Below are 10,932 nucleotides of genomic sequence, written 5' to 3' on the forward strand. Positions count from 1 at the left end.
TCTTCGTGCTGGTTGGGGTGCCAAGCCCGAAAACCAGTCAGGTCTATGACATGACCTGCGTGCTCGACCGCAAGCTGGTCACGTGCACAGGCGGAAACGAGGCCAAAGTCTACGTTTTCTGATCAGCTGGGGTGTTACGCCGCGCTCGGTCAACTCGTGCAGGGTGTTGACGATGCTGCGCATGTTGCGACCCAGGCGGTCGAGTCGCCACACGATCAGGGTGTCGCCCTCCCGCAGATACCGCATGCAATCGGCGAACCCGGGATTGTCGTCCCGGACGCCAGATAAGAGCCGACGCCGCCGCGGCAGTGCCGGCCCCCAGTGCTGAGGCGATCAGCTTTTTCGTGCGGTGGTGTGTGGTGTTCATGATGTGTTTCCTTTTCTGTGTGGTCGCAGCCCCATTGGGCCGCGCTCACTGGTAAGAAGTCGCGCCCCGAGGGGTGGTCCAACCAAATGGTCGAGAGCCCACTGATTGCTCTGATTCTGGTTCTCCGGCGTCGAGAGGGTGAGTCGTCGTCTTTGGTCAAGCGAACAACGGAGCAAACGGTTGAGTTGGAGCTCATAGGAACCCGTCGAAATGGCTGCTCGTGACATCGCGTGCGGCAACCCGTTGTCCGATCTGTTGCAGCTCGCCGATGTGATCCGTCGAGTCCATTCTCTGGACGTTTTCCGAGCGGATGTCGGGTAGGCCGAGCTCAGCCAGTCCCTCGGCCGTGAGCTCAGCGTTGTAGCGCATGTAGGTGAACAGGCGTTCGCCGGGCAGCCCGCGCGCCTCATCGATGAGGTCGCCTACTTCCCGGTCGATCGTGGCGCCGTGCCGGCAGCGTCCGAACACTCGGCACAGCATGTCTTGCTCGTTACGGGCCGCGGACATCAGGGCGGCCGGAATCGAGTTCATGTTGTAGAGCAGATTCATTTCCCCCGGCCGCAGGGTGTCGTCGGCCTTTGGTGCCGAGCCGGTGCCGACCGAGACGAGCAGCAGCTTGTCTTCGCCGGTGGCCCAACGTAATCCGTACGCACCCAATGTCGCCATTAGAAAAAGCTGGAAGGCGGGGTTGTTGTACATGGTGACCCCGCCGTCCACAAAAACGAAGTCATGTTCGCCGACTCGGATCAGTTCGGGCGGAAAGAAGGTCGGGGCGGCCGTGCTGGCGCGGAAGAGCTGCCACAGCGGGAAAGTGAGGTTGCAGTCTGGGCGTTGTGGATCGTTGTAGGTGGCGGCGGGATTGTTGCTCAACGGCCACGGCGAGTCAGTCGTGGCGTTGCGGAGCACCACCATCAGCAAAGTCTTGAGATCGTCGTCGCCAAATATGGTCTTCTCACCGAAGGTTTTTTGCAGCAGCTGCTGCAGCCGGGTGCTGTCGAACTTGAATCGGTACCGGTCCAAAATGAACGCCCGGTCGAACATCTCTTTGCCGTGCTGGTGATAAACAGCGCGGATTTCCGAGACGGGCATGCCGCGAGACAGCCCCGCCGCGATCACTGCGCCGGTGCTCGTGCCCGCGATGTAATCGAAGTAATCGGCGAGGACCGCATCCTTACCGAGCTTGGCGCGCAGAATTTCTTCAATGGCAGCAAGTATCTCGACGGTCAGCACACCCCGGATGCCGCCCGCATCCAGCGCGAGCAGTTTTCTTGGGCCCTCAGCCCGAAGACGATCGCGATACCCCATGAAAGTACCCTTCCGTCAATGGTTGACGCGACGAACGGTAGCAGCGGTCGGCATCAGTCACTGGCATCTACCCCATCGGAGGGCAAGATCGCTCGCTTGTCTTCCCAACCGTAGGAAAAAAAATCCCAGCCACGGTGGAGCATGGTCGCCGATCGCATCGTCACGACGCTGTCCGCATCGCGCAGCCGGTTCTTCAGTGGCCGTACCGGCAGGTTTCGCCACGATAAGGTGTGGGGCGGTCATGAACCGCTGCCAGCGGGACCGTCTATGTTCTGCACGCCGGCCGCTGCCTCAAGCTGAGCGATCAGTCGCCCGATCCACGTGACGTCTTCGCCTCGTTGGCTGCGAATGTCTTGAATGATGCGCAAATTGCCGGCAGTACTCTGTGGCTGCCAGGTCTCTGACTGGGCCGCCAGAACGTCATCCATCACTCTGTTTCCAACCTCGACGTCACCGTCCAGCACGGCAAGCTCGAGCAATGTCGCATAGTCCCAATAGGTGGGACGAGGCACCTGCAGCTTCTGCTCGGCGGCGAACCGGACGACGGGCAGCAGCCGCGCCTTCAAAGCGAGAGCATCGTCATCGCCTCGTGCCTCAAGCAATGTAACCGCATTCACCCCGGGGTAGATGTCGCGCCAGTCCGCTTCGAAGCCACGCACATACGCGTCGACGGCCTTGACGAGATACTGTCGGGCTTTGATCACGTCGTGAGAGTTGGACGCCTCGAGCCACTGGCTCTTGTGGATCCGCCCGATCATGCCGGAGGTCTCTGGGCTGGGTCCCTGTTTTTCCTCGAGTTGCTCCAGTATGTCGAGGGCCTGGGCACGGTCCTCGGCCCGCTTTGTGGCTTCCGCCCGCCGGTTGTAGGCGAACGCGAGCTGCTGGCGAATCGGTATCTGTTGCTGCAGGGCCTCCGGCATCGCCGTGAACAGTTCCACCATGCCCGACCAGTCTTCAAGTGCACGATGTGCGAGCATGAGTTCGGCGAGAACACCCACATCATCCGTTTCACCGGCGGCGAGAGCCTCGGCTTGGATTTCAGCAAGTTGCTGTAACAGCGACGGCCGTTGCTGCGCGTCGGCGGCGGCGCGCCCGATCCGGCGTAATCGGCCCTTCAGATCCTCGGTCGCCTTGACCCTCTCATGAGAAAACCCTTCGTAAGAGTCGGGCGTGAGTGGCTCAGGGTTCCATCTGGTGATCAACTGGAAAAGCGGGCTGTCGGCGAATTTCTGCTTGGCGGCCAGCGCCTTGAGCTGCCTCAAATGTTCGGTGACGTTTCGGCACAGTTCAGCGGCATTGGGATCCGGGAACTCGTTGTTGGCTCCCAGCTGGTACGGCTGCGTGCGTAACGGATTCACGTCGAAGGGAAGCGGAGATGATTGCGCGAATATGGTAAGGGTGGTCCTCGGCCGTGCCGCGTGACGAATCCCCAACTCGTACATTACGTTTGGGTTGCTGGTGGTCAGATCTGCAATGGCGAACTCACATAGGAGCAGCCGCTCGAACATCGCCTTGTGAATGATGCCGCCCAGCTTTTCCTCGTCGGCGCGGACTGGAAACATGTCGGCTGCCCGGATACCGGGCTTGATCGCCTGCTCGTAGATCCGGTTGAAATCGATGCCGGGTCCACCGGCGGGATCGCGCTTCAACCCGAACGGCATGAGCACAAAGCACAACGGCTGATTCTCCGACATCGACGTAGCGTTCACTTGGCCCCTCCCCTATCAGGCGGAATCTAGCGGTGGTCGCAACACAGGTGGTTCATGTTGCTTGCGCTAGTAGTGTATTGAGGCGCTGGCCGGGTGTTTGCCAGTTGAGGGTTTTGCGGGGTCGGGTGTTCAGTTCGCCTGCGACCGCGCAATCGAGTCGCCGCACCTGCGATGGTCTCGGGGATCGGGGCGACGCACAACCTGCGCCCGTACGGGATCCAGGTTCAGGCCGAGCTGCCGGGGGTGGGCGAGAACTTCCACAACCACGTGCTCACCGGGTGATCCGCGAGGGCATGCAGCAGGTGGGCCGACCGCGACCGCCTCGTGCAGGGCGTGAAGCTCGCACGGGAACTCTTCGCCACAAAGGCGTTCTCGGAGTGGGCCGGCGAGGAACTGCTGCCGCGCCACGACGTCTCCAACTCCGACGATGACCTGAACGCGTTCGTCACCCGGACGGCCGACTCGTACTACCACCTGGCCGGGTCCTGCCGCATGAGCTCGCCGTCGTCGACCCGGAGCTGCGCGTGCACGGGATCGAGGGCCTCCGTATCGCCGACGCGAGCGTGATGCCCGCGGTGCCGTCGGGCAACTGCCACGCCGGCATCGTGATGATCGCCGAGCGCTGCGCCGACATGATCAACGCGACCCACGGCCTGCATCGCGCGGCCGTCGCGACAGCGATGGTGCGTCATGAGCCAAGCCCAACCCCGTCGGCGTAGGCTCGACAGAGTCGGCCAAATAGTGATAGTGGAGGTGCCGGCTTTGCCGGCGCTGCAACGGAAATGAGCCTTGAAGAAGGTCGCCGTCCTCATGCGGAGCTCGGGGATCGAACACTCACTCCACAGCAGAAATCGCGGCATTTGCCAGCGCGCTGTGCCTATGGACGGAGGCGCTTGTAGGCGGACACGTCGCCACCGTCATCGCCACAGCATAGAGGCTGATTCTGCGAAGTCGGCGTTGCGCTCATCTGGTCTCTCCTTGGTCAACTTTGTACGCGTCAGTCGGCGCTAGTCTCACCCAGGGCTGACGCGAGCAGCTCGGCGAGCGCAGAAGGATCGTCCACGGGCACCGAGCCCACGAGACCCGATTCGGTCAGGGCCTGGGCGCGCTCGTCGGAGCCGGTGCCGGCGAGTGCGGAAGCGATCACGTCGGCGGTGCGGCCTGACCCGGCGATGACGGCCACTCTGCGTCCCGCTTGCAGACTGCGTTCGATATCCGAGTACGCGATCTCTCCGCCGTTGATCAGCACCGTGATCGACGGGGCCGCACCTGCCAGAACGGTTGCGGTATGGGCGATCCACGGGGCCTCCGCACCCCACTGGTCACCCGGCACGATCACGAAGTGGCTGTGATGGGGTTCCAGCACCGCGTGGCCACCTGGCGGGGCCGGCCTGCCGGGCACCTCCACGGTGCCCTCAGCCACCACGCCGACGAGCGGGAAAGCAGCGCCCAGCGCCCAGCGGGCTTCACCCAGCATCCGCATCACACCAGACGCCGTCCCGCCGTCGACGGCGGCGGCCCCGAATCGCTCCAGCACCGGCACAATGCCTGTTTCGATGACGGGGCGGAGGCGCTCGATGCCGGCGCGGTCCAGTCCGCCGGCTCCCCCGACGACGACCACGGTCGGTCGCGGCGGCGACAGCCCCAAACGAGTTAGCGCCGACGGAAGTTCACCAACGTCGCCGACGTCTACTGCTTGTGCGCGGGCGCCGCCGGGAAAGTCAAAGCGCAGCCGCGATGTCACCCTCGCCCCCCGCATCGGGTAGGGTCATTTGCTGACGCGGTGCACACGGGGCTCATTATCACCGCTGAATCGCCGTGGCGGCGCATTGACCGCTCGATCGTGTGTGTGCGCCTAGGACCCCGCGACCCCGTTGTGGGTCGGTTTCGCTTCTGTCGCGGTGCAGCCGCGTTCACGCTCCGCGCGCTGGCACTGCGTCGACTACCGTCAGCGGGCCTGGTCAAGCGCGGCAAGCACTCTTGCGATGTCTTCAGCGGGATCCCCGCACGTCCGCAGGAATTCGAGCTGGAACCTTGTGCTTGCGATCTCGTCGGGCCGGCCGAAACGGGCAGCCTCGGCATACTGCCGTACCGCCGGGTCGATTGGCGCGCCGATTTCGAAGGCCTCATGCAACGTGAGCTCCGCCAGGGTCACCATCGCCCAGAAATCCGCCGGATCCTCATTGAGGGCCCGCCGCGCAAGAAAGCGGCTGACGGTGAGGGTTTCGCCGAATTCTGTGCGGAATACGTCGTCTTTGGGACGGCCACTCCACCGAAGCGCCATCAGGAGGTTGACGCCGGTGTAGTAGTCGGGATCGAGTTGGAATCCCAAACGGTAGTTCCGTTCCATCTCGGCGAACAGAGTCTGCGCGACGGCCTCGTCCATGCCTCCCCGTTGGAATTGGAGCTGCCGCTTAAGAAGCCCACCCCAGATACCATAGGTCTCCGAGTCGCGATAGCCGGCTTCTTCGGCTTGGGCGAGATGCATTCTCGCGATGCCCCAATACTCCCTCTGCATGGCTGGATCGGCCGATTGCTCACCAAGGCGGCGATATGCCATGACCGTCTTGTGCAGCCATGTCCGGTGCATGGGATCAGCCGGTTCCGGTCTGGCTTGCTCGAGCAGATCGCGCGCGTCGGCGTAGGCGATCTCCTGGAGCAGTCCTGCTGCCAGTTCTATCCGCAGTGCTCGCCGGGTGGAGTCGGCAAGGTCGGGCACCGCTGCTACTTGGGCCGCCGCCGCTCGCATCGACCCGACGTCGGCGCTCTGCACCGCCTGGGCCACGCTCTGCCTGATGCTGGTCTCGGCTTGCTGATTCTGCGGCATGGTCGACCTTGGCCGAAACGGCCGCACGACATGTGCCAACTGGAACCATTCGTGCGCAGGACTGTCGACAGCCGTTGTGCTCAAGGCCGTTTCGACTACCGGCCGCAGCGCGCGGATCGCTGACTCGGCTTGTTCGTCGGTGACGTCATCGGCTCCCCGGTCAAAGGAGTGCAGGCGAATCATGTTGATGTCGAACGGCGCCGCGGGACGCTTGAAGGAGCTGATGCGCGGATCGACGAGAACGGTGGAGTGTGAAGCGAATACGTGACGAATTCCAATTTCGTACGCGACGTTGAAATTGATCGCGGAAAGATCGGCCAGCACAAGATCAGAGTTGGCCAGATCGAGCAGCATCGCGGAGTGGATGATCCCACTATCGGTCTGAAGATCCGCGCGCGTCCATGTGACGTCGAGGTCCTCCAATAGTGGGCGGTAGACCCGGTGAAACGCGGGATCGCACTGGAGGTACCGGTTGGCTCGTGGGTCCTTCTTCTTGCCGTACGGCATCACCACAAAAGCCCGCGGTGGGTCTTGCGGAGACGGATCCAGGTCGATGCTGAGAATCCCCCGCTCCTCGGACCGCAGTACGAGATCGTCTGTCACGCTCGAAGCCGATGGAGTTGGCCGTGGCCGAATGGTGATGACCCAGACGCGTTTCCCATCGGCGACGGCGCTCTGTGCGGCATCGTCTAGCATCGCGACGTTGTGGCGGCGGCGATCTGCGTCATCATCCGGGTCGAGATTCGCTCGGTCGTCGATGGTGACAAGAGACGTCGTGATGATGCGGTCGTAGTGGGAGGTCCAGGGTTCCCCGCGGCTCTCCACCTTCTTTGTACGGAACGTGTCCCTGTCGCAGGGCAGGAGGACCTTCAGCGGAACCTGCTCCGCGAGTGCCGCGCGGGCGAAGGTTATGTCGGCGCCCGGCGCCAGCGAACCGATGAGGCTTGCGGGTTTCAAGGACTGGAGCAGTCCGCGGATTCGGGCCAACAGGCTCTCGGCGACATCTGCAGACAGGTCCGGCGCCGCCTGCCCCGGATAGTCCGCTTCTGAGCCGCTGTAGACGATGATCATGTGTCACTCCTCAGTGAGCCCAGTGGATTGGATCGGTTGAGTGAGAAGGCGCCGGCCCGGATGCTTCCGGCAAGCGTCAACCAACCACACCCCGCTGGCGTGATGTGCCCAGTATGGGCAACGCCACCTGACCGACGAAGGGATTTTGCGGGAATTGCGGTGAATGAATTGGGTTTTCGAGTGCTTATTGTGTTTAGTGGGAATCCCACCACTCGTATAGCTGATCGATTCCGGACGGATCCGGGTCTTTCCAGACAGCGCCGAACAACTTCTCGGACTCATCGGTCCACTCCACCTCTGCTTGCTCCTTGTAAGATTGCAGTGGGTCCTTATAAATCGCGCATGCAACCATGCCGCTGACTAAGTTCGGGGAGACCGCCAGGGGCCAGGTGCCTGGCGACTTGATTCCACCAGGGCAGGGCTGCATTGTGTCATTTGCTACGGCTTTCTCCCAGGCATTCTTTAGCCTTGCCTTGTCCGAAAACAGCGCGTACACCGCGTTTGGCGGCAGGCCAGAGTTGGGACTTGGATGGCACCTGACAAAGGCCAGCGCGTCTGCCAATGAGGAGCCCGGCGGCGGCCGGTCCAGTTCACAGCTATCGCGATAGCCTTGGGGAAGCAGACTAAAAAGCCGGGCCTGGGCGTCGGCTGGTGATGAACTGGTGGGTTTCTGCCTGGACGGATGACTGAGGATAAACGCCGCGGAGATGACCCCGATGATTGCCAACGTGCTCACGATCGTGGATATGATCTTCGCGCGCTTTGGCGATCGAGGCGTAGGTGGGTGCGCAGGGGACTGACCGGATATCGGTCCTGGCGCTGAAGGTGTGTCTTTGCGTGCTAGGAGCTGGCCCACCCTTCGGTCGACGTCGGCGAAAAGGTCTGCCCGCTTGCTAAACCTGTCGAGGATTTCACGACCACCTTGTTGCTCTTCTGGGTCGGCGGATCCGAGCGCGGTTTGGAGTTGGTCAAGAATTCGCCGCTGCTCTTCCTGCGTTAACGGTTCGTCCTGCGAAACACGGTCAACTACCTGCGAGAGGTAGGACAGCGGGGCAAGCGGTGGATCCGGCCACTTCTCAGGGCGCGGCGGTGCCGGCCCTAACCCTGAAAGAGCAGCCGCTAGAGCAAACGCAGAATCCACTCCAGGCGTTGAATAGTCGACAATCTGTAACATCGACAGCTCTCCGGGAAGCGCCGCCTCTAGGACGCGTTCAACGGCGACCGGCAGCACCGGCTTGTTGAGCTTCAGCGCCCATTCACGTTCGCGTCTGCAGGCAACCGAGTCCAGTGTGCTGCCAGAGACGATCGCGATGAGCGCATCGCAATCGGCTATCTGGCGAAGGATCTCATCCCACCATTCCTGCCCGCCGCGCAGGGAAGAATCGGCCCACACCTTGTAGTTCAGCTGCTGAAGGTGGTCAACCAGTTCATCGACTTCGCGCTTGTTCTCTCGGGGATAGGACACGAAGAGTTGCGGCGTCTGTACAGAAGCCGGACGCGCCCACGCGGTCTTTCGGGTAGCGCGATGTGCCGTTGTCATGGCGGACTCCCTTCCAATCGGGCTGCAGGGACGAACACCATGCTCTCGCCGTGGGCGCGGGACGACTAGCGTAGTCAACTACTCAAATGTGCGGCGCTTATCCAGGCCGGCAATGAGCAAGCGCAGTCCCGCTTCGAACTCGGCTTCGTAGCTCGTTTGCTCCATTCTGGCAAGGAAGAGTTTCACGTCTGGTGCTTCGTTCCAGCGATCATCATCGTGATCGGGCTTACGAGCCAAGGGGCCGCCGAGCGCGATCGCGGCGAGTTCGTTTTCTATCGCACCGGTGATAGGCAAGCATTACGCAGAACGCCGATGCCGCATCCTGCTCGCCGAGGCCAGCCCGCTTTAGTACTCGCATCTCGGCTCCCAGCGGTTCAGGACCGAGCGCGGCGATCGGAGTCGCGTCCAGGGACGTGGGGTACGGATTTCCGCTGACTGGCGGTGTGTCGTAGCCCGATAGAGAGCGGTCATCGCGTGATTCTTCGAACGACCGGCAAGTCAATCGAAGGAGAACGACGCGATGACCTCACCTCACCCTATCGACATTGAGAAGCTGTTGGCCGATCAACTCGCCACCGCAAGCCCGGATTTGCTTCGCGGGCTGCTGTCGACGTTCATTCAAAGCGTTGATGAGCGCAGAGGCCGACGCGCTGTGCAGCGCCGGCTGCGGCGAGCACAGCGCCGGGCCGGGCGAGCTCCGCAGACAGACCGACGCAAGGTCTTATGTCGCCGGCGGCGGCTGGTTGGTTTCTGGCGTTGGCTCGGTCGTGCGAACGACCTGCAGGCCCGCCGATGCCAGGATGGCGGCGATGGCGCGAACGAAGACCCGATCGTACTCGGCGATGTCGGCGGGCAGGTCCTCGAACGGCACCAGATAGGGCGTCTTATTCCGGTCGACATCCTTTTCGCCCAGCGTCCAGCCAGCCCCCGTGCGTTCGCGTATCCAGCGGTCATGCTCGGCGATTGCGAGCGTTTCGATTTCCTCGTCGGTGAACGCGAAGTCCTTCGCGTCCCCGTCCTGCGACGGCGCGCTGGCACAGCCGACCATGTGCAGCTTGACCGGGATGTCACGAGCGTGTTCGCGGCTGGATTCTTTGCGGGGCTCGTCCAGTTCGTCCCACGACGGCGCCAGCTTGCCGGCGTCGATTTGCTCGTTGCGCCAGCGCTCGTGAATGGCTTGCGCAATGAGCTCGATCGGGCCATCCTTCATCGGTTCAACGCTACATCTGTGCCCGGGTCGGGTGGGGAGGACGGGATCTGGACGAGCCCGCGCCGAGGTGAGGCGCGGCATCGGCCGCTACCCGCATGCTGCGGCGCTGCCTACCGGCTGTGCACCGCGCGTATCCGTTTGCTGTGAGGCTCTCAAAATGGACAGCAAGAGCCCACGGGTGTGGTGGAATCGTTTTGACCTAGGACACCGCATAAACCGGGAGCGTCGTGACTAGTCCTCAAACCACAAATTCGAGCGGGTCAGCACCGAGTGCGCCAACTGAAGAAACCAGCAAACCAGTGACACCAGAGGGTCGGCCGGGCTGGCGCGCGTCCGTTTCCGCTCATTGGCGCGAGGCCGTTTCGATTGTGATCGAGTTAGCCGGAATTGGTGTGCTCAGCGCGGGATTCTTGCTGATCCGACCGTGGGCCGGCCTGATCGTGCTCGGTGCCGGGTTGATCGTGGTGAGCTTAGCCGCCTCAACACGGTTCGATCGACGCAAGCGCTCACCATGAGCCTGCTGGCGAGGCTGGTGCCACCACGCGGCCACTCGCGGCGGCCCGGTGGCCCGGGGCGGCTGACGGGTAGCGAGTGGTCAATCAGCGGCGCCATAGACGAGGTACTGGTAGGTGTCTCCCGGGCCGCCAGCAAAGATGTACGCGCCGCATGTCTGGCCAATCACGCATATGTCGAGATCGTCGACGCCTACCTCTACCGCCTGATCAGACGTCCTCGATCCGAAGGTCGGCCAGAACTCCTCGGGGTGCATATGCATACCAGCTGATATGTAGGCATTGTTTGTCAATAGGCAGGTGAAAGCCGCCCCGGTTTATGCCGGGGCGGCTTTCGTTTGATCGGGTGTCAGTCGCTGCCGCGGCGGTCGTTGGTCAACGACGGTGGTGT

General features: G+C 62.6%; 10 protein-coding genes and 2 pseudogenes. 4 read left to right on the forward strand and 8 right to left on the reverse strand.

Going from position 1 to position 10,932, the window contains the following annotated elements; all coding sequences use genetic code 11:
- Positions 1-78: 78 nt before the first annotated feature.
- From ACLP4W_RS30175 to ACLP4W_RS30185, 3 genes are all read right to left on the reverse strand, one after another.
- Complete coding sequence (locus tag ACLP4W_RS30175; protein WP_442391294.1) at positions 79-309, reverse strand: recombinase family protein; 231 nt, start codon at positions 307-309, stop codon at positions 79-81.
- 250 nt (positions 310-559) lie between these two features.
- Positions 560-1,672 carry a patatin-like phospholipase family protein gene (locus ACLP4W_RS30180; protein WP_442391279.1) on the reverse strand — a complete coding sequence of 371 codons (1,113 nt, stop codon included), beginning with the start codon at positions 1,670-1,672 and terminating at the stop codon, positions 560-562.
- 239 nt (positions 1,673-1,911) lie between these two features.
- Complete coding sequence (locus tag ACLP4W_RS30185) at positions 1,912-3,333, reverse strand: TRAFs-binding domain-containing protein (protein ID WP_442391281.1); 1,422 nt, start codon at positions 3,331-3,333, stop codon at positions 1,912-1,914.
- 381 nt (positions 3,334-3,714) lie between these two features.
- Here ACLP4W_RS30185 and ACLP4W_RS30190 point away from each other — a divergent pair.
- Positions 3,715-3,938: pseudogene (locus ACLP4W_RS30190) on the forward strand (GMC oxidoreductase); the annotation flags it as partial.
- 9 nt (positions 3,939-3,947) lie between these two features.
- Positions 3,948-4,100: a hypothetical protein gene (locus ACLP4W_RS30195; RefSeq protein WP_442391296.1), complete on the forward strand. Its 153-nt coding sequence runs from the start codon at positions 3,948-3,950 to the stop codon at positions 4,098-4,100.
- Between the two features lie 278 nt (positions 4,101-4,378).
- Here ACLP4W_RS30195 and ACLP4W_RS30200 read toward each other — a convergent pair whose 3' ends face one another.
- From ACLP4W_RS30200 to ACLP4W_RS30215, 4 genes are all read right to left on the reverse strand, one after another.
- Positions 4,379-5,125 (reverse strand): hypothetical protein, encoded by a 747-nt coding sequence (locus ACLP4W_RS30200; protein WP_442391283.1) that lies wholly within the window; start codon positions 5,123-5,125, stop codon positions 4,379-4,381.
- 204 nt (positions 5,126-5,329) lie between these two features.
- Entirely contained in the window at positions 5,330-7,279 is a 1,950-nt protein-coding gene (locus ACLP4W_RS30205; RefSeq protein WP_442391285.1) for a tetratricopeptide repeat-containing protein, read from the reverse strand.
- A 193-nt stretch (positions 7,280-7,472) separates the two neighbouring features.
- Positions 7,473-8,819 carry a toll/interleukin-1 receptor domain-containing protein gene (locus ACLP4W_RS30210; RefSeq protein ID WP_442391287.1) on the reverse strand — a complete coding sequence of 449 codons (1,347 nt, stop codon included), beginning with the start codon at positions 8,817-8,819 and terminating at the stop codon, positions 7,473-7,475.
- 78 nt (positions 8,820-8,897) lie between these two features.
- Entirely contained in the window at positions 8,898-9,113 is a 216-nt protein-coding gene (locus ACLP4W_RS30215; protein WP_442391289.1) for a hypothetical protein, read from the reverse strand.
- A gap of 226 nt (positions 9,114-9,339) precedes the next feature.
- Here ACLP4W_RS30215 and ACLP4W_RS30220 point away from each other — a divergent pair.
- Positions 9,340-9,499: pseudogene (locus ACLP4W_RS30220) on the forward strand (transposase); the annotation flags it as partial.
- 41 nt (positions 9,500-9,540) lie between these two features.
- On the opposite strand, the gene ACLP4W_RS30225 reads toward ACLP4W_RS30220, so the two are convergent.
- The gene (locus ACLP4W_RS30225) at positions 9,541-10,110 is read right to left on the reverse strand and encodes a RyR domain-containing protein (protein WP_442391291.1); all 570 of its coding nucleotides are present in this window, start codon (positions 10,108-10,110) and stop codon (positions 9,541-9,543) included.
- A 430-nt stretch (positions 10,111-10,540) separates the two neighbouring features.
- Between ACLP4W_RS30225 and ACLP4W_RS30230 the strand changes: the two genes are divergently transcribed.
- Positions 10,541-10,813 carry a hypothetical protein gene (locus ACLP4W_RS30230; protein WP_442391293.1) on the forward strand — a complete coding sequence of 91 codons (273 nt, stop codon included), beginning with the start codon at positions 10,541-10,543 and terminating at the stop codon, positions 10,811-10,813.
- The last annotated feature ends 119 nt before the right edge of the window (positions 10,814-10,932 follow it).

The sequence above is a fragment of the Mycobacterium sp. genome (assembly GCF_052145595.1).
Lineage (GTDB): Bacteria > Actinomycetota > Actinomycetes > Mycobacteriales > Mycobacteriaceae > Mycobacterium.

Coding starts and splice junctions, on each gene's coding strand:
- ACLP4W_RS30180 (WP_442391279.1), bottom strand. CDS start 1,672: ATGGGGTATCGCGATCGTCTTCGGGCTGAGGGCCCAAGAAAACTGCTC.
- ACLP4W_RS30185 (WP_442391281.1), bottom strand. CDS start 3,333: ATGCCGTTCGGGTTGAAGCGCGATCCCGCCGGTGGACCCGGCATCGAT.
- ACLP4W_RS30195 (WP_442391296.1), top strand. CDS start 3,948: ATGCCCGCGGTGCCGTCGGGCAACTGCCACGCCGGCATCGTGATGATC.
- ACLP4W_RS30205 (WP_442391285.1), bottom strand. CDS start 7,279: ATGATCATCGTCTACAGCGGCTCAGAAGCGGACTATCCGGGGCAGGCG.
- ACLP4W_RS30210 (WP_442391287.1), bottom strand. CDS start 8,819: ATGACAACGGCACATCGCGCTACCCGAAAGACCGCGTGGGCGCGTCCG.
- ACLP4W_RS30225 (WP_442391291.1), bottom strand. CDS start 10,110: ATGCCGCGCCTCACCTCGGCGCGGGCTCGTCCAGATCCCGTCCTCCCC.
- ACLP4W_RS30230 (WP_442391293.1), top strand. CDS start 10,541: ATGAGCCTGCTGGCGAGGCTGGTGCCACCACGCGGCCACTCGCGGCGG.